The following is a 21,202-nucleotide window of genomic DNA, read 5'->3' on the forward strand; positions in this document are numbered from 1 at the left end:
CTAGCGGTCGGAGGGGCGGCTCTGATATGCAGGGGGCAACAACAAACGTGACCTTGAGGCATTATGAGCAGCAATCCCCTGATGGACGCGGGTCTCCGCGACCGCATCATTTCCGATCCTGACGTCCTGCTGGAAGACACAGACATCATGCGCGCGCTGGTCGCGGCGAATGAAAAGAGCATGGGCCCGAACATCGTCGATCTGCGGGGCATCGCGATGCAGCGCCTCGAGAACCGGCTCGACCGGCTGGAGGACACCCACCGTTCGGTGATCGCCGCCGCCTATGAGAATCTGGCCGGCACCAATCAGGTGCACCGTGCGATTCTGCGGATGCTGGATGCGACGAAGTTCGAGACCTTCCTGCGCGACCTCGGCACCGAAGTGGCCGACATCCTGCGCGTCGATGCTGTCCGTCTGGTGCTGGAAAGTGCCACGACAGAGGACGATCCCGCGATCAAGAAGCTGGGCGATGTGCTCTCGGTGGCCGAGCCGGGCTATATCGACAGCTATATCACCCAAGGCCGCAATCTGCCGGTCCGCCAGGTGACCCTGCGCCAGATGACCCCCGAGGACGACCGCGTCTATGGCGACAAGGCCGAATACGTCCGCTCCGAGGCCTGCCTCAAGCTCGACTTCGGCGAAGGCCGCTTGCCGGGCATGTTGGTGATGGGCTCCGAGGATCCGCATCAGTTCACCCCGCAGCAGGGGCCGGACCTTCTGGCCTTCTTTGCGGGCGTTTTCGAGCGCACCATGCGCCGCTGGCTGGGGTGAGCGAGAGCGGCATAAGTGCGGCCCTGACCGACGCGCTGGCCGGATGGCTCGACCATGAGCGGGCGCTGAACGGGGCCGCCGTCAACACGATCAAGGCCTATCAGGCCGATGTGCTGGGCTTTCTGGCCTTCATGTCCGGCCATCACGGCGGCCAGCAGGGGCTTGGGCCCTTGTCGCGGATCACCGTGTCGGACATGCGGGCATGGATGGCCCACGAACGCGGCCGCGGCGTCGGGGCGCGGTCGCTCGCCCGGTCCCTGTCGGCGGTAAAGACCTTCTACCGCTGGCTGTCCGACCGCGAGGGGTTCGAGCCGACGGCCGTGTTGTCGACCCGGTCGCCGAAGTTCCACAAGAAGCTGCCCCGCCCTCTGGCCGAGGACGCCGCCCGCGCGATGATCGACCAGATGGACACCGGGGTGAACGCGCCCTGGGTCGCGGCGCGGGACATGGCGGTGATCACCCTGCTCTATGGCTGCGGGCTGCGAATATCAGAGGCGCTCGGGCTGACCGGAGCGGACGTGCCACTGCCCGCTGCCCTGCGGATCACCGGCAAGGGCGGCAAGGAACGGATCGTGCCGGTGATCGACGCGGCCCGTGCGGCGGTCGAGCACTACCTGCGGCTCTGCCCCCATGCGCTCGAACCGGACGGTCCGCTGTTCCGAGGGGTGCGCGGCGGTGCGCTGAACCCCCGGATCATCCAAAAGGCGATGGAGAGCGCGCGGGCGAGCCTCGGGCTGCCGGCGACGGCGACGCCTCATGCGCTGAGACACTCCTTTGCCACGCATCTGCTCAGCGCCGGTGGCGACCTGCGGGCGATCCAGGAACTCTTGGGACATGCCTCGCTGTCGACGACGCAGGCCTATACCGCCGTCGACACCGCGCACCTGATGGAAGTCTACGACCGGACGCACCCAAAGGCGTGATCCGGTTGCCCCGCCCGCCCGAATAGGCCATGACAACGACATGACAGCATCAACCAAAGCCCTCCTCGTTCACCTGCTGACCGCCACCGGTGCGGTCTTTGCCATGCTGGCCATGCTGGCCGCCGTGGCCGGGGAATGGAGCCTGATGTTCCTCTGGCTCGTCGTGGCCTTTGCGGTGGACGGGGTCGATGGACCGCTGGCGCGGCGCTACGACGTCAAGCGGAACGCCCCGGAGTTCGACGGGGTGCTGCTCGACCTGATCATCGACTATCTGACCTATGTGTTCATTCCGGCCTATGCTCTGTTCGCCTCGGGGCTGATGCCGGGCTGGACCGGGTGGTTCGCGATCTTTGTCATCACCTTTGCAAGTGCGCTGTATTTCGCAGATACACGCATGAAAACAAAGGACTACTCCTTCTCGGGTTTTCCCGGATGCTGGAATATGCTGGTGCTGGTCCTGTTCGCGCTCAGCCCGAACTTCTGGGTGATGACGGCGCTGGTGACGGCGCTGGCCATCGCGATGTTCCTGCCGGTGAAGTTCGTGCATCCGGTGCGGACTGCCCGGTGGCGGGCGGTCACCCTGCCGATGGCGCTGGGATGGGTGGCCTTCGCAGGCTGGGCGGCGTGGGTCGATTTCGACAGCGCGAGCTGGGCGCATTGGGGCTTGGTGGTCACGTCGATCTACCTGCTCGGCGCCGGGGCGGTGCAGCAACTGGTCTACGGCCCCGAAGGCTAGATCAGCAGGGATGCCGCGCCCTCGTGGCGGAGCAGAGCGACCTTGGCCTCAACGCCACTGCCACCCGAAAAGCCGCCCAAACCATTGGCCCCCAGAACCCGATGACACGGTACGATGATCGGGATCGGATTGGCGCCGCAGGCCTGGCCGATGGCCTGCGCCGAGACACCCAAGGATTTCGCCAGATCGCCATAGGTCCGGGTCTCGCCAAAGGGGATCGCGATCAGCGCGTCCCGGAACCGCATCTGAAATTCGGTGGGCATGGGGACAAGCGGTGGAAGGCCGGTCGGCCGCCCCTCGAAATAGGCGTCGAGCCAATTGGCGACTGGCCCGGTTAGCGGCGGGCCGGCACGACCCCACGTCAGGGATAGAACGGCACCGTCCTCGGTCCGGACAGCGAGCGGACCGACGGGGCTTTCATAGGTAAAGGCGTTGCGCATTCGGGCTCTTTCGGCGGGCGGTGGGGTAAGACCCACCTTACAGCATCGTGCGCTGCGTCAATCACCGGAATGTCGAAAACGACACCGCCGCGATACCGACGTCATACCGACGTGATACCGCGGCGGGTTTTGGGGCGTTAACCTATTGAGTCGCAGAGCGAGGCGAACCCCGCTTTACGCCATTGCCGCATCACAGCGCGCACAGGTGCCGGGATGGCTGTGGGTGCCCACATCGGGGAGGATCTTCCAGCAACGCTGGCACTTCTCGCCCTCGGCCATGCCAAAGACAACGGCCACGTCTGCCACGTCCTCGATGCGGAACGCATCGGCCGGAGCGGGCTCCGACGTCACATGGATGCCGCTGGTGATGCACAGATCCTCGAACGCCACCGTGCCAAGGATATCGGCCACCTCCGGGGTGACATACACGGTCGGAGCGGCCTCCAGGCTGGCGCCTATCACCTTGTCACGCCTCGCGATTTCCAGCGCGCCGTTGACCACGCGACGCACCTTGCGGATCGCCGTCCACTTGGCGGCGAGCGTGGGGTTCAGCCACTCTGCCGGGGTCTCGGGGATGTCGACCAGATGGACAGACGACGTCTCGCCGGGGAAGCGTTCGAGCCAGACTTCCTCCATCGTGAACACCAGAACCGGGGCCAGCCACGTGGTCAGACGGTGGAACAGGATGTCCAGAACCGTGCGGGCAGCGCGGCGGCGCGGTGTGTCGCCGTCGCAGTAGAGCGCGTCCTTGCGGATATCAAAATAATAGGCCGACAGATCGACGGTAGCAAAGGTAAACACCGCCTGGAAAACGCCTTGGAAATCATAGGCTTGATATCCCTTGCGGACGGTCTGATCCAGCTCGGCCAGACGGTGCAGAACCCATTGCTCCAGCTCTGGCATCGCCTCGGGCGCGACCCGGTCGGCTTCGGTAAAGTCCGACAGCGATCCCAACAGATAGCGCATCGTATTGCGCAAACGGCGATAGCTGTCCGCGGTGCCTTTGAGGATCTCCGGCCCGATCCGCTGGTCTGCGGTGTAATCGGTCTGAGCCACCCAAAGTCTAAGGATATCAGCGCCATACTGCTTGACGACCGTCTCCGGCACGATGGTATTGCCCAGCGACTTGGACATTTTCATGCCCTTCTCGTCGAGGGTGAAGCCGTGGGTCAGAACCCCGCGATACGGCGCACGCCCGTTGGTGCCGCAGGATTGCAGCATCGACGAATGGAACCAACCCCGGTGCTGGTCGGTGCCTTCGAGGTATAGGTCGGCCATCCCGTCCTCTGACCCGTCCTCCCGATCCCGCAGCACAAAGGCGTGGGTCGAGCCGGAGTCGAACCAGACATCAAGGATATCAAAGACTTGATTATACTGCGAGGCATCCACGTCGTTGCCGAGGAACCGCTCCTTGGCTCCCGGCTTGTACCACGCATCCGCGCCTTCTTCCTCGAAAGCCGCCAGAATCCGGGCGTTCACTTCGGGGTTTCTTAACAGATAGTCGTCATCAAGAGGGCTGGCGCCGACCTTCACAAAGCAGGTCAACGGCACACCCCACGCCCGCTGGCGCGACAGCACCCAGTCAGGCCGGGCTTCGATCATCGAATACAGGCGGTTGCGGCCGGTCTGCGGTGTCCACGTGACCAATTCGTCGATCGAGCGCAGCGCTCGCTCGCGGATCGTGGTGCCATAGGTGTCCTGCCCGTCGCCCACCGGACGGTCGATCGCGGCAAACCACTGCGGCGTGTTGCGAAAGATCACAGGGGCTTTCGAGCGCCACGAATGCGGATAAGAGTGCTTGATCACGCCACGAGCCAGCAGCCCACCGACCTCGACGAGCTTGGCGATGACAGCGGCGTTCGCGTCGCCTTCCCACGGGTTCGTCTTGTTCTTCTTGTTGAGCTTGTCGCGCAGGATCGCTTTGCCGCCAAAGAACGGCAGGTCGTCGCGAAAACGTCCATCTTCCATGACGTTATAGGTGATGACCTGCTCCAGCATCCCCAGATCGCGATAGAGCTCGAACTCCTCCATCCCGTGGCTCGGGGCGCAATGGACAAAGCCGGTGCCTTCTTCGTCGGTGACGAAATCGGCGGCCCTGAAATCGCGCAGATCGTCCCATTCGCCGTTCGATCCTTCGGCCCCGGCCAGCGGGTGCTTCAGGGACAATCCGGCCAACTCATCGGCAGGCACATCGCGGACGCGCCGCCACATGCCCTCTTCCAGCCGGGCCTTGGCCATCACGCCACCCGCCAGCTTGTCCGCCAGAAGGAAACGGTCGCCTTTGGAAACCCAGCTTTCCTCTGGCGTATCAACCACTTCGTAGAGGCCGTAGGCGTAATTGGCACCGTAGACCACCGCCTTGTTCGACGGGATCGTCCAAGGCGTGGTCGTCCAGATCACAACGAAAGCCCCGACCAGATCGCTCATCTTGGGGCGGATGGGATTCTCTAAGGCATCCGAAACACTTTGGAACTTGATTGTGTCTTCAGAATAATACCCCGCATCGACAACCGGGAATTTCACCCAGATCGTGAAGCTTTCCTTGTCGTGATACTCCACCTCGGCCTCGGCCAAGGCGGTCTGCTCCACGGGCGACCACATCACAGGCTTGGAGCCTTGATAGAGCGTCCCGTTCATCAGAAACTTCTGGAATTCCTCAGCGATGACGCGCTCGGCGTGGAACTTCATCGTCAAATACGGGTCGTCCCAGTTGCCGGACACTCCAAGGCGCTTGAATTCCTCGCGCTGGATATCCACCCAGCCCTCGGCAAACTTGCGGCACTCCTGCCGGAACGCAACGACATCCACATCGTCCTTGTCCAGACCCTTGGCGCGATACTGCTCCTCGATCTTCCACTCGATGGGCAGACCGTGGCAATCCCAGCCCGGGATATAGCGGGCATCGCGGCCCATCATCTGTTGCGAGCGGACAACCATGTCCTTGAGGATCTTGTTCAGCGCGTGGCCGATGTGCAGATGGCCGTTCGCATAGGGAGGGCCGTCGTGTAGCGTGAACGGCTGCCGCACTTCGTTGTTTTCGCCCGTCCGGGCGAGGGCGGCCTTCTCCCTCAGACGGTCATAGATGCCGATCTCTGCCCAACGGGCCAGCCAGTCCGGCTCGCGCTGGGGCAGGCCCGCGCGCATCGGAAAATCGGTGCGGGGCAGGTTGAGGGTGTCTTTGTATTCAACGGTTTGCGGCGTGTCGGCGCACATGGCTTGGCGTCCTTGGAATAGGGAAGAATGGGAAAATCATGGGGCGGTGCGATGTCTCGAACACCTTGACCCGGCAGCGCTGAAGCCTCAGCCTGCCGGGGAAATAATTCGCAGTATGTCCGCGCGATAACCCATCATGCCGGCGCTTATAGGCCCGTCACGGCGTGGGGTAAAGTGCACCATTGCAGGCCGGGGGCGGATATATCTTGCCCCAACGGCAATGCTCTGCTAGACGCCGCGACCATGGCCCAGATGATGACCAAAACCATGAAGACCAAAACCACCGCTCCGGCGGGGATTCTGTTGTCATGGTCAGAGGTCGCCACCGCCTGATCCACCCAACAGACACCCTGCCGGAGACGGACAGGGTGACGGATCAAAACCCTGTCTGCTCCTTTCTCAGCCTGAAAAGAGTGACACCATGAATGCCCAATCCTCCATCCGACCAGCCGCCCCCGTGATCGCAATTGTCGGGGCCACCGGGGCCGTCGGCGCCGAATTGATCGCCTGCCTCGAACAGCGCGACGTCCCCCTCTCGGCCCTGCGGCTACTGGCCTCCCCCCGCTCCGCCGGTCAGGTGGTGCCATTCCGCGGCGCCGATCTGACAATCGAGGCGCTGAACGACGACAGCTTCGAAGGCGTCGACATTGCCTTCTTCTCGGCCGGAGCGACGATTTCACGTCGCTTCGCCCCTTTGGCCGTGGCCGCCGGCGCGAGGGTCATAGACAATTCCTCGGCCTTTCGGATGGACGAAGCCGTGCCTCTCGTCGTGCCCGAGGCGAATGCCGCCGCGCTCGCGGATCACGCGGGCCTGATCGCCAATCCCAACTGTGTGGCCGCCATCGCGACGGTCGCTCTCGCGCCGCTGCAGCAACGCTGGTCGATCAGCCGCCTGTCGCTGACCACCTATCAATCCGCCTCCGGCGCCGGTGCCATCGCGATGGAAGAGCTTCGGCAAGGCACAGCCGCCGCCCTCGCCGATACGCCCTTCGAGCCGCAGGTGTTTCCGCACCCCTATGCCTTCAACCTGTTCAGCCACAATGCCGAGATCGACCCGGAAACTGGCTACAACGGCGAAGAACTGAAGGTCATCGCCGAGACCCGCCGCATTCTGGGCCAGCCCAAGCTGCCCATCGGCGTCACCTGCGTGCGGGTGCCGGTGTTGCGGGCGCATTCCATGGCCGTGACGATCCGGTTCGAGGATCACATCACGCCGGCACAGATCCGCGATTGCCTTGCCGCCGCCCCCGGCGTCCGCATCGTGGATGATCAGGCGACGAACCATTTCCCGATGCCCTCCGAAGCCTCGGGCGAGGACGACGTGCTCGTCGGGCGCATCCGCACCGATCTTGGCGACCCGTCCGGGCGGAGCATCGCGATGTTCCTGTCGGGCGATCAGTTACGCAAAGGAGCGGCGCTGAATGCGGTGCAGATCGCCGAGGCGCTGCTGGCCGTGCCCGCCTAAAGTGTTGCGCCAAATGCATTTCGCTGGCACCAAAGCCCGATGACACAGCGTATCGCAATTGTCGGAGCCGGGATCGGCGGCCTCGCAGCTGCCGCCCTGCTGCACGATCAGGGGCGCGACGTGACGGTCTACGACCAGTTCCCCAGCCCCCGGCCAATCGGCTCGGGGCTGGTGATCCAACCGGTCGGGCAGATGGTGCTGGGCCGGGTCGGAGTGCTGGAAGAGGCGACCGCCCTCGGCATGCCGATCACCCGGATGGCGGGCCACGAGGCAGAGGGCAAACGCCCTGTCCTCAACGTCTTTTACGATCCGGGCGGGCGCGGCACGCATGGGTTGGCGATACACCGGGGAAGCCTGTTTCATGTGCTCTGGCAGGCGATGGTTGAGAGGGGCATCACCGTCGTTCCCAATGCCGAGGCCGCCGGTGCGTCGAACGGACTGCTTCGATTTGCAGACGGAACCGAGGCGGGGCCGTTCGACCTGATCATCGACAGCGCCGGCGCTGGCTCGCCGTTGTCACCGCTCAAGTCGCGCACCCTGCCCTACGGGGCCATCTGGGCCACGGTCGATTGGCCCGACACGGGGCTGCCTACCAACGAGCTACGGCAATGCTATCGCCGTGCGGACCGGATGATCGGCGTCCTGCCGATCGGCCAGATGCCGGATGGTGGGACGCAGAAGGCGGCGCTGTTCTGGTCGCTGCCCTCCGACGGCCACGCCAATTGGCTGACTGAGGGGTTGGCACCGTGGAAGGCGGAGGCCATCGCCCTCTGGCCCGACGTCGCACCCTTTGTCGACCAGATCACAGACCCCGCACAGATGACGATGGCGCGCTACAGCCACGGCACGATGGCCAAGCCCTACGGTGCCGGGCTGGTTCATATCGGCGATTCCGCGCACCGGGCCAGCCCGCAATTGGGTCAAGGGGCCAACATGGCGCTGCTGGATGCGCTCGCGCTGGCAGAGGCGTTGCGGCTGGCCAACGGGCAAGACCCGCTCGCGCTCTACGCTCGGGCCCGGCGTTGGCATGTGCGGACCTATCAGCTGTTCAGCGCCGTGTTCACGCCGCAATATCAGTCGGACAGCACCGTCCTACCGATGATCCGCGACAGGCTGCTCTATCCGCTGTCACAGGTGGGGCCAGTGGCGGGCATTCTCAATCGGCTGGTCTGCGGGACGCTCTTGCCGCCGCTTGCATCGCTGGAAAAGCGTTAGTCCTTGCCCTGACCAAACAGCCCGGTCAGCGCCCGCCTGACGAGCGCCGTCACCGAGGGGCGTTTGACTGTTGAGAACGGCATCGGGCGGCAGACCTCCATTGCGGCCACGCCCACGCGGGCGGTCAGTGCGCCGTTGACGACACCTTCGCCAAACCGACGCGACACCTTCGACAGCACGCCGCCCCCCGCGACCGATCCGATCAGATCGTCACCCACCGCGACGGCGCCGGTCGCCACCAGATGGGTCAGCACCGAGCGGGTCAGCCGCCAGCTGCCAAAGGTGCCTGCCCTGCCGCCATAGACCTCGGCGATGCGGCGGATCATCCGCAGGTTGGCCGTCAGCGCGGTGAACACATCCGCCAGCGCCAACGGCACGATCGCGGTGACCGTGGCGACTTGGCGGGCGGCAGCCTCGACCTCGCGCATGGCGGCCTGGTCGAGCGGCGCAAGGAGCGTCGTCTCGGCGAGCCCCAACAGACCATCGGCATCCAGCACATCGTCTTTGCGCTCGGCCAGCCTCGACCGGCCCCAAGCCGTATCGTCGCGCCCGGCATAAAGCTTCTCCAACCGGGCCACCACCGCGCGGGCCTGCGTCAGCTGACCAGAAGCAAGGGCCTCCGTGGCCGCCTTGTGAACGCCGTCCAATCGGGCCAATCGGTTGAATGCCGCAAGCTCCCGAACCGCCATCGCCAGCAAGACCAGGCAGAACGTCCCGATCAGTGCGGTTGCGATAAAGCCGAGGATCGGGTTCGACGCGATCAGCGCGGTCACATAGTTCCACGCGGCCAGCGAGATCACGAAGGTGAGGATCGCCCCCAAGAGCGACCAGAACCAGCGGGCCAGTCTCGACGGCCGCCGGGCGGCGATTGCGGCCACCTGCTGCATCGCGGTCTCTCGGCCCGGCAACATCAGATCGGGCACCGGTGGCGCGGTCGACGGGGTCAGTCGGGGGGCGTCTTCAGCTCCAGCCTCTGACTCCAGATCGATGAGAACTGGTCCTTTGCTCATGGCACGCTCCACTCTTTCCCAGCATCGGGCCGCTTGTCTTCACGCTGCGGAGCGGCAGCACCGCAATGGGCCCGCCCGATCATAGCCGGTCCCCCAGCAGAAACTGCGCGGCCTTGTCCAGCCGGATATGCGGCGGGCCGTCGCCAGGTTTGAGCGTCAGTTTGGCGGGGGCGAAATTCATCACCTGATAATCCGCATCGAGCCACTTTTCCGCCCCGGAACGGGCCGGGGACAATAGATGAGCCGGATCGGCGGGAAGTGCACCGGGATAGAACGCGGCCTGTTTACCGGCCTCTAGCAAGGTGCCGCGAACCACGTCCAAGGGCTGACCCTTGTGGTCGATCCGGTCCTCGACCGTGGTGCGCAAGGCGGCAATCGACATCGCCTCGGTGCGGGCTCCTGCGAAATCGGCGCGGTCCTTGGCCTCGCGGACCAAGGCTTCGGTGATCGCGGTCAGGGCCGGATGTTGCGAATGGTGCAGGTGGTCGGCCTTGGTAGCGGCAAATAGGATCTTGTCGACCCGGCGCCCGCCCAACAGGCGGGTCAGCCACGCATTCCGTCCGGGGCGAAACGCCCCCAGAATGTCGGCCATGGCAGCGCGGAGATCCTCGACCGCGGGCGGGCCGGCATGGATCGCGCCCAGCACGTCGATCAGCACGATCTGGCGGTCGATCCGGGCGAAATGATCCCGAAAGAACGGCTGCACGACATTGCGCTTATAGCTCTCGAACCGACGCTCGCATTCACGCCAGAGCGATTTGCGGCCGACGTTGTCAGGCTTGGTCAGGGGGGCAAAGGTGAGAACCGGCGAGCCTTCGAGATCGCCCGGCAGGATGAAACGCCCCGGCGTGCAGTCGGAAAATCCAGCAGCGCGGGCGGCGGTCAGATACCCGGTATAGGCGCGGGCAAGGGCGGCAATCGTAGGCTCGTCGAGGTCTGCGCCGGCGTCTGTCTGACTTTGCAAGGCAAGGAATTCGGCGGCTTCAGAGCGCGGCGCGATACGCGCGAGGGCCTCGTCGGACCATTGGGCAAAGGTCTTGTCCATCAGGCCCAGATCCAGCAGCCATTCGCCGGGATAATCCACGATATCCAGATGCACGGTGCGCGGGCCGGACAAGCCGCTCAAGAGGCCAGTAGGCTGCACCCGGAGCGACAGGCGCAATTCGCTGATCCGACGAGTGCCTTCGGGCCAGCTTGGCTGTGGCGCGGTGAGTTGCGCCAGATGCGCCTCAAAATCGAAACGGGGGATGGTGTCGTCGGGCTGTGGCTGCAAATAGGCGGTGCGGATCGCGCCTGTGCTGGCGGCGACAAGCTGCGGCATCCGGCCCCTGTTCATCAGATTTGCCACGAGGGCGGTAATGAACACGGTCTTGCCCGCCCGGCTGAGGCCGGTCACCCCAAGACGGATCACCGGATCAGAGAACGGCGCGGTGAGGGTATCGGTCACGGACTCGACCCCGCGGGTCAAGCCGTCGGCGATGGCAGAAATGACCAAACCTTACCCTTTCACGATTGGCTCCGGGAAAGATAAGGCGAGCGCGAGGCAATGTGTAGGGATTGAATTTCAAAGCGCCAATGACTAGGCCACTGCGCAACATGCCACGCTACGCCCTTCGCATCGAATATCACGGAGCTCCCTTTGCCGGTTGGCAGAGGCAAACCGACGTGCCCTCGGCTCAGGCAGCCGTCGAGGCGGCGCTCGGGCGGCTGGAACCAAAGGAGCACAGGATCGCGGCCGCCGGGCGCACGGATGCCGGGGTTCATGCGACGGGACAGGTCGCGCATTGCGATCTGGAAAAGGTTTGGGAGCCGTTTCGGCTGATGGAGGCGGTGAATTACCACCTCAAGCCCGATCCCGTGGCGGTGACCGGTTGCGCCATCGTGCCAGACGACTGGCACGCCCGGTTTTCGGCGCAGGAGCGGCGCTATCTTTTTCGGATCATCTCTCGGAGGCCCACCTTGGTGCACGACGCCGGGCTGGCGTGGCACCACAAATCGCCACTCGATATCGAAGCGATGCAGGCCGGGGCCAATCGACTGCTCGGGAAGCATGATTTCACCACGTTCCGGTCGACCATGTGTCAGGCAAACTCGCCGGTCAAAACGCTCGATGAGGCGTCAGTGACGGGCTTTGCCGTATTGGGTGGGCAGGAAGTACAGTTGCGGTTCCGTGCCCGGTCATTCCTGCACAATCAGGTGCGGTCGTTTGTCGGCACTTTAGCGAAAGTCGGCACTGGCGCTTGGTCACCGGAGGATGTCAGCGCAGCGCTGGAAGCGCGGGACAGGGCCGCTTGCGGACCGGTTTGCCCGCCGGAGGGTTTGTATCTGACCGGGGTCGGCTATCCCTATGACCCGTTCGCGGAGATGGACTCCGGTGGTCTGATCCAATAGCGCGCCTGCGGCGCATTCCATTCTGCGCCGTCTCTGGTGATCGAAGCGCATCCCTTGCACCTGTTCAATCATTGTCACTGAGGCCGGCTCCCGCCCCGGCGATCCGAGAGGCTTCCGTGGCGGGCACATAGGTCTGCGCGGCGAACCGTTCCAGCGGCCCCCACACCTCGGCCAATACGTTTTGAGGCTTGGGCCGCGGGAGCGGAGGGCAGTCTTCCACCGCAAGAGACAAACCCGAAGGGACAGCCCTCCAGACGATGGTCCCGCGCTGACGGATCAGGGCCGCAATCACCGGGTCGAGCGGAAATTCAAGCACGACCGGTTCGCCCCCTGCCTCGACCACATCGAGCGCTGCGATTACAGACGCCAGCCTGTCCGGCCCAGCCAGATGGTCGGCGAGGACAGCCAGCGCCTCCGACACCTCTTGATCTGCGCAGCATCCAGGTAGTGCCTCGGCCAGATCCTCCGCCACGCCGACCGCAAGTCCGGCACCGCGTGCCGCTTTGGCCACAAGGCAACTGATCTCGTTCAGCGACCGCATCATGGGCCAAAGTCGGGCAGCCACCAATCCGGTGCTTGGTCCAATTCGTCGAAGAGCGGCGCCCCTTGTGCCAGCGTGATCCGTGTCCAGCGGTCGGATTTCGGATCGAACCGCGCCGCTCCGAAAAAGGCCAGTTTGCACCGGAGCATGTCGATGGGCAAACAGCCCTCTCCGATGAGGTTGTCGCGGATCTCGGCGTAGGGATGCCGGTCCAGCGTCTGCACGCGGCGGATGGCCGACCGGTGTTGCGGATAGTGCGCCAAGAGGCTCGACACGGGGCCCTCCATCCCCTCCAGATAGTGGGAGAGCGACTGAACCTGACGGGCGATGTCGAGCGGGCTTTCACGGTCGGCCCCGGGCTCCGCATGGCGATCTCCCAGGCGGGGTTCGAGCTTTTCCTCGGAGACATACCAGAAACGGGCGGTTTCGTGCGCCGAAGTGAAATCGGTCTCGAGTGCCCAGCCCCAATCCCGGGCGATGACCTGTCGTAGGCTGCCGCATGCCATCGCCGGATCGAGGCGAGGGCCAAAGGGCGTCGCCATGCAATCCGCCAATCCATCGACCAGCGGGCCGAATGGTTCGAGGATCAGCGCCGCGGTCAGTTCCTGTGTATCGACGCTGAGCCGCTCGGTCAGCTTGATCAAGCCGTCGAGGGGCGTCGGGCCGGTCAAGGCCGCGACCGCCTCCTGAACGACTGGCCATTCCGCGCGGAGTGTCTCGATCCGGGCATCGGCGATGGGGTCCGCCACCTTCCACTGCGCCAGATGGCCTGCCGCGCGGTCAGCAAGCCGCACCAAGGCCGCGCGCTCGTCATGTCCTATCGCAGGTATAGCCCGCACACGGGCAATCGCGGTCTCACGGACCTGCATCCATGCATCCAGCAAGACCGGGTGGGACACCAGAAATGGAGCCATGCCCAAGCCGGTTGCATTGCCGATCCCCAGCTGGCGTTTCAGCGCCCGATCCAGCTTGGCACCGCCGACATGCTCGGCCAGATCATGGGTGAACCCCCGGATCAGCCAGACTGTAAGCATCTCGGCCATGAAAGGGCCGGACAGGCCGGGCCGATCTTCGATCGCGACCCGATCCGCGATGCCGAACTTGCCGTTGCCATAGACGGCGGTGGTCCGCATCAAATAGCCGGTATCGCGGACGGCCGAAGCATCGGGTTGGCTGCCCTCGCGCAGCGCCTCCGTGACGTGATCCCACAGGCGCACCGATTTGTTGGCACGGCTCAGAATAAGATCGCGCGGGGTAAAGCGGGCGGCCTCTTGCAGCGGGGCGGTGGTCACGATCCGGGCGATCTCGGTCGCGTCCGGGATACCGTCGTAGAGCACATAGGCCGTGTCCCACGCCGTCGCGATCACCCTGTCGGTCCGTGCCTCCGGGGGCAGGTCATTCGACACGGCAACCAAGGCATAGTCATGGCCGCCCAACCGCAGGGTATAGACTGCGTGGCCGAACCCATCGGCGTCGATCTCCCAGACCGGGCGGGCGACGGTCACTGCCTCTGATGATAGCCTGCGCAGAAGGGTCGGCAGGAATGACAGCCGGGTCGGAAACGACGCCCCCATGCGGCGCAATCGCATCACCTGCGAGGGCGGGCGCAATGGCATCTGCGGAGGCGGCGGCGTATCGAACATGACCTCAGTCTGGCAGGCCGTTCCCTGTCTGGGAAGCCCCCGCAAACGGCCATCGCAAACCGGAAATATCCGCGCACAACTCGCAGATGTAGTGGAACCTTGCCGACTCACCACACGATCCACGCCGATCCAACGTAATGTTATTTGCCCTTTCGGGGCGGAACGCTATTCTGAAACTGAGGAACATGCAGAGCGACCGACCAAAGACTCCTGCAGCCGCGACTTTGGAGAGCAGCTTGTCACCATCCATTCGATCCCTGAGTTTTTGGTTCTGCGCAATGACTTGCGCCGTGGCCGCAGGCAGCGCCAGCGCGCAACAGGCAACGCTCGTCCTTCCGCCCGAGCGCGAGGGGCTGCGCGACACTCTGACCGAGGCGTCCCTGACGCTGGCTTTGGGCGGCGAAGAGCCGGGCAGCGCGCAGGATTACGTCGCCGCCGCGCGGGCCGATTACCGAAGGCTCCTGACCGGGCTCTATGCCGAAGGCTTCTACAGTGGGACGATCTCGATCACGGTGGACGGACGCGAAGCCTCCGGGCTGGCACCTCTGGATGCACCGAATACAGTGAATTCGGTCGTGATCACCGTCAATCCCGGCCCCCGGTTCAATTTCGGCACGGCCTCCATCAGTCCGACCACCCCGAGCACGGAATTGCCCGAAGGTTTCGCGACAGGTCGTGTGGCGCGCACTCCGGTGATCCGGGAGGCGGTGAACGCCGCCGTCAACGCTTGGCAAGAGGACGGCCACGCCAAAGCGACCCCCGCAGGACAGCAGATCACCGCGATCCATCCCGAAGAACGGCTGGACGTCACGGTTCAGATCGCTCCCGGACCAAGGCTGAGCTTTGGCGAATTGACGATCGAGGGCAACGAGGACGTCCGCACCGCACGCATCCGCGAGATCGCGGGACTTCCGGTCGGCGAGGTCTATTCGCCCGCCGAGTTGGAACGCTCCGCCAACCGTCTGCGCCGGACAGGGACATTTCAGTCCGTGGCCTACGTGGAATCCGACAGCATAGGGCCGAACGATACCCTGCCCTTCACGCTGCAGGTCGTCGAACAAATCCCGCGCCGTATCGGGGCCGGGGCCGAACTGTCGAGCAGCGAGGGGCTGACCGTCTCTGCCTACTGGCTGCACCGGAACCTTCTGGGCGGGGCGGAACGGTTCCGGATCGATGCCGAGATTTCGGACATCAACACCACTGACGACGGCTTTGGCGACAACGGCACGGATTATTCGGTGCTGCTGAGCTTTGGGCGTCCGTCGACATTCCGCTCGAACGCCGATCTGTCGGTCACCGCCGAAATCTCGCGCGATGACGAGCCCGACTACCTTCTTGATTCCGCCGAGATCGAAGCATCGCTGATCAAATACGTGCGTGACGACCTGACCTATCAGATGGGTTTGGGCCTCTTGACCGCCCGCGAAGAAACCAGCTTTCGGGAACGCAGCTACACGTTGCTGACCCTGCCTCTGCAAGGCACGCTGGAACGGCGCAACGATCCGCTGGATGCGACCTCCGGGTATTTCCTCGATCTGGAACTGACCCCGTTCCTCACGATCACCGGCGGCGAAAATGGCGCACGGCTCTATGCCGACGGGCGGATATACCAGAGCTTCGGCGAGGATGACCGCCTGACCTTGGCGGCTCGCGGGCAATTTGGCTCGGTTGTCGGGGCCGATATCCTTCAGGCACCGGCTGACTATCTGTTCTACGCAGGTGGCGGCGGCACCGTGCGGGGGCAGGCCTTTCAGGCATTGGCCATCGACAGCGTGGCGGATTTCGGCACTGGCCCGACAGACGTCCGGACGGGCGGCGCCTCGTTCCTCGGTGGCCAATTCGAAGCGCGGGTGAAAATCACCGATCAGATCGGCGCCGTCGGGTTCTACGACATTGCCGTCGTCGGGGCCGAAGCGTTCCCGATGGACGGCGACGATTGGATCGCCGGGGCGGGGATCGGCTTGCGCTATGACACCGGGATCGGCCCGATCCGGCTCGATCTTGCGACGCCGACGACAGGCGACAGCGCGGGCGAACGGCTGGAAGTCTACATCGGAATTGGACAATCGTTTTGAAGCCGCTGCACGCCCTGACCCTCTGCACGATCCTGTCAGTGCCGTCCCTTGCCGTCGCGCAAAGCGCGCAGGAAGAACGGGATCGCGGCTTTCTCGTCGGCCTGATCGAAGACAACCTGTCGAGCGTCAGCCGTCAGGTAACCATCGACGGCTTTGCCGGCGCCTTGTCGTCGCGAGCGACGATCGAAACCCTGACCGTCGCCGACGAAGAAGGCATCTGGTTCCGGGCCGAAGGGCTGGCGTTCGAATGGAACCGATCCGCCGTTCTGCGGGGCAATATCGACATTCAGGAAATGTCGGCCACCAGCATCACCTTGCTGCGCCAGCCGATCAGCGAACCGCAACCGCCCGATCCCGAAGCCTCGCCCTTTTCGCTGCCAAACCTTCCGGTTTCGGTGGAAATCGACGAGATCCGGGCCGATGCGATTACGCTCGGTGCGCCGATCCTCGGCGAGGAACTGGTGCTCACCCTCGATGGCACCGTCTCGCTGATCTCTGGTGAGGGCACCGCCGATATCTCTGCCGTTCGGCAGGACGGCGGTGGGCAATTCCAGCTGTCCGGAAGCTATTCCAACGACACCCGCGAACTCGGACTGAACCTGAACCTGTCGGAGAAAGAGAACGGCCTGATCGCGTCGCTCCTTGATCTGTCGGGCAAGCCGTCGCTCGATCTGACGATAGACGGCTTTGGGCCGATCGACGATTTCAGCGCCGATCTGACCCTCGGGACCGACGGTGTCGAGCGGGTCGCCGGCAACTTCGGCTTTGAACAACGGGCCGATGAGACCGGGCGCAACCGGCTGGACATGGCGTTCGACATCGCCGGCGACGTGGGCGCGCTGTTGCCGCCCGACTATGCCGAATTCTTTGGCAACGACGTGTCTCTCGATGTGCGTCTTGCCCGGCAGGAAAGCGGTGCGATCAACCTCAGCCGATTGAACATCGACGCCGAGGCTCTGACATTGGAAGGCACCGCCGACCTGTCGCCCGAGGGATGGCCGCTGAAGCTCGATATCACAGGGCGGCTCGCCGCGCGCGATGGTTCGCCTGTGCTGCTGCCCATCTCCGGGGCACGGACCTTTGTGCGCTCCACCGATCTGGAAGTGACCTTCGACGCCGAGGACGGCGACCGTTGGACGGGGCGCTTCGATCTGCGCGAATTCACCCGGCCCGGCATCGCGATGCCCCAGTTGCTGCTGTCCGGCGGCGGGCTGATCCAGCCCGCGACCGAGACGACGGACGGGCGGTTCACCGCAAATCTCAGCTATGCCGTGCCGGACCTGCGGATCGACGATCCGGGCCTGTCCGAGGCTATCGGGCCCTCTATTGACGGCGATGTGCGCCTCTCGCGCGAAAGCAGCGGCCCGTTCCGGATCGAAGCTCTGACGATGGACGCCACCGGGCTCTCGCTCGACGCAGAAGGCACTGTCGAAGCCGGGGGCGAGAGCGGCCTCGGCATCCAGACTTCGGCGCAGATCGAGGTCGGCACGCTCAGCCGGTTCTCCACCATCAGCGGGCTGGCCGATCTGGCCGGCGAGGCCGCGCTGACAATTGCCGCACAGCTGGAGCCGCTCAGCGGCGGCTTTGATCTGTCGGTCTCGGGCCAGACCAACAATCTGCAACTGGGGATCGAGCCGCTCGATCCGCTGTTGGCCGGTCGCGGACAGTTGGATCTCAGCGCTGACAGGGACGAAACCGGCACCCGACTGTCCGGTCTGACGATCTCGACCCAAGAGGCGACAGTGGTCGCTCAGGCCACTCTCACAAGCGCCGACAGTTCGGGCCTGTTCGACATCAACATCCGCGATGTCGGGCAGTCCTTCCCCGGATTGGACGGGGCCGGCCGACTGAACGGGACCATGACCCGGTCCGACACCGGCGACATCGAAATCGAAGCGCAGGCCGACCTGCCCGGCACCACCGCTCAGGTCAATGCCAACATTCCGCCCAGCGAAGACAGCCCCGTGGTTCAAGCCGATATCCGGGCCTCCGTTGCCGATCTGGCGCCTTATTCCGTCTTGGCCGGGCGCGACCTGACCGGCTCCGCAGACCTGAGTATCGACGGGATCGTCAAAGCCGACCTCAGCCTGTTCGACGTCAGGGTCGACGCCGATGGCACCGATCTCGGCTTCGATATCGAGCGCGTCGATCCGCTGCTGGCAGGTTCCACGCTCATCGACGGACGGGTTATCAGAACCGCGCCGGAAAACCTCCAGATCGACGGCCTCGCGCTGCGCACCGATGCGTTTCAGGCCGAGATCTCTGGCGATTTCACAGATGGCGCCGGAGCCGCCAATTTCGGCGTCTCGCTGCGCGACGTGGCCTTGCTCGAACCCCGGATCAGCGGCGCCGTCGGTCTGACAGGAACCGTCGAGAGAGACGCCGAAGGGGCGCTGACCCTCGATGCGATCGGAACCGGCCCCGGCGGGGCTGTGGCCAGCATCGACGGTATGCGCGCCTCTGACGCGGAAGGCGCGGGCCTGTCCGGTGCGCTGATCGCCACTCTGGCCGACCTGTCGCCTTACTCCACCATCGCAGGCCGCAGGCTGTCCGGCGCCGCAGACGCCGCGTTGACGGGCAAAGCGGCGAGCGACCTGAGCACCTTCGATCTGACCTTCGACCTTGCAGGCCGCGATCTGGACGTGGCGGGCGTCGCCCTCCCCGGCGGTGTGGCGGCGACCGGAACGGCCAGCCAAGATGCCACGGGCAAGGCCACAATCGCGCTGACCGGAAGCGGGCCGGGCGGCACGGCGATCGAGCTGGATGCCGATGCGATCCGCGTCGACGACGCATATCGGATCACCACCGATCTGGCGGTCTCGGCCGACAACATCGCCCCCTATTCCGGGCTGGCGGGGCGGTCGCTCTCAGGAGGCGTCGGCCTCGATGTCGAAGGCAGCCTCAGCACCGACATTCGCGATTTCGACCTGACGATTGCGGCGAATACATCCAATATCAACGTCGGCGTTCCGACCGTGGCGACGCTGCTGCGAGGCTCCGGGTCGCTCTCCATGCGGGCCACCCGTGAAGCCGGCGAACTGGTCAACATAGATGGGCTGCGGATCGACTATCCGAACCTCACGGCGCAGGCAGACCTGCAAGGGCGCGGCGGCGGCGGAACCGGATCCTACCAAATCCGGCTTGCCGATATCGGGCTGTTTACAGACGATCTTTCAGGTCCGGTGACCGCCAATGGCGAGGCGACGCGCAATCCCGACGGCATCTGGCGGACCACGACGACCGCAACCGGCCCCGGCGGCATTCGCGCCGATGTCAGCGGCACCGTGGCCGAGACCGGTGCGCTGGATCTGCGGGTCGACGGCGTCGCACCTTTGGGGCTGGCGAATGCCTATATCGAACCTCGCAGGCTTCAGGGCTTCGCCCTGTTCGACCTTGCCATCGTCGGGCAACCTTCCCTTGATGCGGTGTCAGGCAGCGTGCAACTCAGCGAGGCACGGCTGGCGGCCCCCACGCTCGGGCGGGCGCTGGAGGATTTGACGGGCACCATCGGGCTGTCCGGCGGGCGTGCCACCATCGACATCGGCGGGCGGTTCGAGACCGGTGGCACGCTTAGCGTATCCGGCCCGGTCGGGCTGTCCGGCGGGCTAGACGCCAACCTTCAGATCGTCGCCAACGACGTCGTCGAGCGCGATCCGAACCTCTACGAAACCATCGTCGACGGACAACTCAGCATCACTGGCCCGCTCAGCGGCGGGGCGCGGATCGCGGGCCGGATCGATCTTGGTACCACCGAAATCCGGGTGCCGTCCTCAGACCTGTCGAGCCTCGGCGATCTTCCGGACGTAAACCATATCGGCGCCCCCGCGCCCGTGCGTCTGACACTCAACCGGGCCGGGCTCGACGTGAATGGCGGCGACGTGGATAGCGGCGGATCGGCGCGGTCGGGACCGAACTATCCCATTGATATCCTTATCTCTGCACCCGCCCAACTGTTCGTTCGGGGACGCGGGCTGGATGCCGAACTCGGCGGCTCCCTCACCCTGACGGGCACCACCCAGCAAGTTATCCCTGCGGGCCGGTTCAACCTCATTCGCGGCCGGATCGACATCCTCCAGCAACGCTTCGCGCTGGACGAAGGCAGCATCCGGCTCCAAGGCGACTTCGTGCCCTATGTGCGGCTGGTCGCGACCACCACGGCGGGCGACGGAACCGCGATCAGCATCGTCGTGGAGGGGCCGGCGTCGGAGCCTGTGGTGACGTTTGAATCCTCGCCGGAACTGCCGCAGGATGAGGTCTTGGCGCGGTTGATCTTCAACCAGCCACTGAGCGAGATCACCCCGTTTCAGGCCGTGCAGCTGGCCGCGGCCGTCAGCACACTGGCGGGGCGCGGTGGCGGCGGGTTCATCAACGATTTCCGGCAGGACATCGGCTTGGACGATCTCGACATCACCACCGACGATGATGGCGCCGTCGCGGTGCGTGCCGGTAAGTATCTGAGCGAAAACGTTTATACGGACGTGACCGTCGGTTCAGACCGGACCGAGATCGAGCTCAATCTGGACCTGACCGACGATGTGACGATCACCGGCCGGGCCAATTCCGACGGGGAAACCGGCCTCGGGATATTCTTCGAGCGGGATTACTGACACCGCAGCCGTTGCCGCGACTCGATAGGTTAATGGCCCGAAATCCGCTGCGGTCTGCCGTCGGTATCCCGTCGGTATTCCGTCGGTGTCGTTTTCGGCATTGCGGCCATTAAGGCACCGAACGGTGGTTGAGATGGGATTTCACCCACCTCGCCTATCATCCTGCGCCTGA

Annotated in this window: 14 protein-coding genes; 8 read left to right on the plus strand and 6 right to left on the minus strand. The window is 64.7% G+C overall.

Features of this window, described 5'->3' with window-relative positions; translation table 11 throughout:
- Window positions 1–63 precede the first annotated feature (63 nt).
- From LOM8899_RS03710 to LOM8899_RS03720, 3 genes are read left to right on the plus strand one after another with little or no spacing between them, the layout of a single operon-like run.
- Window positions 64–771 carry a DUF484 family protein gene (locus LOM8899_RS03710; protein WP_093990778.1) on the plus strand — a complete coding sequence of 236 codons (708 nt, stop codon included), beginning with the start codon at window positions 64–66 and terminating at the stop codon, window positions 769–771.
- A complete protein-coding gene (locus tag LOM8899_RS03715; protein WP_370739281.1) occupies window positions 768–1,694 on the plus strand; it encodes a tyrosine recombinase XerC in 927 nt (308 codons plus the stop codon). The genes LOM8899_RS03710 and LOM8899_RS03715 overlap by 4 nt, the downstream gene beginning before the upstream one ends.
- 40 nt (window positions 1,695–1,734) lie before the next feature.
- Complete coding sequence (locus tag LOM8899_RS03720) at window positions 1,735–2,430, plus strand: CDP-alcohol phosphatidyltransferase family protein (RefSeq protein WP_093990780.1); 696 nt, start codon at window positions 1,735–1,737, stop codon at window positions 2,428–2,430.
- On the opposite strand, the gene LOM8899_RS03725 is transcribed toward LOM8899_RS03720, so the two are convergent.
- A complete protein-coding gene (locus tag LOM8899_RS03725; protein ID WP_093990781.1) occupies window positions 2,427–2,870 on the minus strand; it encodes a methylated-DNA--[protein]-cysteine S-methyltransferase in 444 nt (147 codons plus the stop codon). The genes LOM8899_RS03720 and LOM8899_RS03725 overlap by 4 nt on opposite strands.
- 174 nt (window positions 2,871–3,044) lie before the next feature.
- Window positions 3,045–6,083, minus strand: coding sequence for an isoleucine--tRNA ligase (gene ileS / locus LOM8899_RS03730; protein WP_093990782.1), 3,039 nt, complete (start codon window positions 6,081–6,083; stop codon window positions 3,045–3,047).
- Window positions 6,084–6,504: 421 nt separating this feature from the next.
- On the opposite strand from ileS, the gene LOM8899_RS03735 reads away from it, so the two are divergent.
- Together LOM8899_RS03735 and LOM8899_RS03740 are read left to right on the plus strand one after the other, a co-directional pair.
- Window positions 6,505–7,548, plus strand: coding sequence for an aspartate-semialdehyde dehydrogenase (locus LOM8899_RS03735; RefSeq protein ID WP_093990783.1), 1,044 nt, complete (start codon window positions 6,505–6,507; stop codon window positions 7,546–7,548).
- Window positions 7,549–7,587: 39 nt separating this feature from the next.
- A complete protein-coding gene (locus LOM8899_RS03740) occupies window positions 7,588–8,763 on the plus strand; it encodes an FAD-dependent oxidoreductase (RefSeq protein WP_093990784.1) in 1,176 nt (391 codons plus the stop codon).
- Here the strand turns inward: LOM8899_RS03740 and LOM8899_RS03745 are convergent.
- Together LOM8899_RS03745 and LOM8899_RS03750 are read right to left on the minus strand one after the other, a co-directional pair.
- Window positions 8,760–9,773: a YcjF family protein gene (locus LOM8899_RS03745; protein ID WP_093990785.1), complete on the minus strand. Its 1,014-nt coding sequence runs from the start codon at window positions 9,771–9,773 to the stop codon at window positions 8,760–8,762. The genes LOM8899_RS03740 and LOM8899_RS03745 overlap by 4 nt on opposite strands.
- Before the next feature lie 79 nt (window positions 9,774–9,852).
- Window positions 9,853–11,268 carry a YcjX family GTP-binding protein gene (locus LOM8899_RS03750; protein ID WP_093990786.1) on the minus strand — a complete coding sequence of 472 codons (1,416 nt, stop codon included), beginning with the start codon at window positions 11,266–11,268 and terminating at the stop codon, window positions 9,853–9,855.
- A 101-nt stretch (window positions 11,269–11,369) separates the two neighbouring features.
- On the opposite strand from LOM8899_RS03750, the gene truA reads away from it, so the two are divergent.
- Window positions 11,370–12,164: a tRNA pseudouridine(38-40) synthase TruA gene (gene truA / locus LOM8899_RS03755; RefSeq protein WP_093990787.1), complete on the plus strand. Its 795-nt coding sequence runs from the start codon at window positions 11,370–11,372 to the stop codon at window positions 12,162–12,164.
- Window positions 12,165–12,228: 64 nt separating this feature from the next.
- On the opposite strand, the gene LOM8899_RS23350 is transcribed toward truA, so the two are convergent.
- Together LOM8899_RS23350 and LOM8899_RS03765 are read right to left on the minus strand one after the other, a co-directional pair.
- Window positions 12,229–12,729 (minus strand): DUF3726 domain-containing protein, encoded by a 501-nt coding sequence (locus LOM8899_RS23350; RefSeq protein WP_168770461.1) that lies wholly within the window; start codon window positions 12,727–12,729, stop codon window positions 12,229–12,231.
- Window positions 12,705–14,348: a hypothetical protein gene (locus tag LOM8899_RS03765; RefSeq protein ID WP_093990789.1), complete on the minus strand. Its 1,644-nt coding sequence runs from the start codon at window positions 14,346–14,348 to the stop codon at window positions 12,705–12,707. The genes LOM8899_RS23350 and LOM8899_RS03765 overlap by 25 nt, the downstream gene beginning before the upstream one ends.
- Before the next feature lie 290 nt (window positions 14,349–14,638).
- On the opposite strand from LOM8899_RS03765, the gene LOM8899_RS03770 reads away from it, so the two are divergent.
- Both LOM8899_RS03770 and LOM8899_RS03775 read left to right on the plus strand, forming a co-directional pair.
- Complete coding sequence (locus LOM8899_RS03770; protein ID WP_245820421.1) at window positions 14,639–16,423, plus strand: autotransporter assembly complex protein TamA; 1,785 nt, start codon at window positions 14,639–14,641, stop codon at window positions 16,421–16,423.
- Window positions 16,420–21,030 (plus strand): translocation/assembly module TamB domain-containing protein, encoded by a 4,611-nt coding sequence (locus LOM8899_RS03775; RefSeq protein ID WP_093990791.1) that lies wholly within the window; start codon window positions 16,420–16,422, stop codon window positions 21,028–21,030. The genes LOM8899_RS03770 and LOM8899_RS03775 overlap by 4 nt, the downstream gene beginning before the upstream one ends.
- Window positions 21,031–21,202 lie beyond the last annotated feature (172 nt).

Source organism: Flavimaricola marinus, assembly GCF_900184895.1.
Classification (GTDB): Bacteria; Pseudomonadota; Alphaproteobacteria; order Rhodobacterales; family Rhodobacteraceae; genus Flavimaricola; species Flavimaricola marinus.

Coding starts and splice junctions, on each gene's coding strand:
- LOM8899_RS03710 (WP_093990778.1), top strand. CDS start 64: ATGAGCAGCAATCCCCTGATGGACGCGGGTCTCCGCGACCGCATCATT.
- LOM8899_RS03720 (WP_093990780.1), top strand. CDS start 1,735: ATGACAGCATCAACCAAAGCCCTCCTCGTTCACCTGCTGACCGCCACC.
- LOM8899_RS03725 (WP_093990781.1), bottom strand. CDS start 2,870: ATGCGCAACGCCTTTACCTATGAAAGCCCCGTCGGTCCGCTCGCTGTC.
- ileS (WP_093990782.1), bottom strand. CDS start 6,083: ATGTGCGCCGACACGCCGCAAACCGTTGAATACAAAGACACCCTCAAC.
- LOM8899_RS03735 (WP_093990783.1), top strand. CDS start 6,505: ATGAATGCCCAATCCTCCATCCGACCAGCCGCCCCCGTGATCGCAATT.
- LOM8899_RS03740 (WP_093990784.1), top strand. CDS start 7,588: ATGACACAGCGTATCGCAATTGTCGGAGCCGGGATCGGCGGCCTCGCA.
- LOM8899_RS03745 (WP_093990785.1), bottom strand. CDS start 9,773: ATGAGCAAAGGACCAGTTCTCATCGATCTGGAGTCAGAGGCTGGAGCT.
- truA (WP_093990787.1), top strand. CDS start 11,370: ATGCCACGCTACGCCCTTCGCATCGAATATCACGGAGCTCCCTTTGCC.
- LOM8899_RS03765 (WP_093990789.1), bottom strand. CDS start 14,348: ATGTTCGATACGCCGCCGCCTCCGCAGATGCCATTGCGCCCGCCCTCG.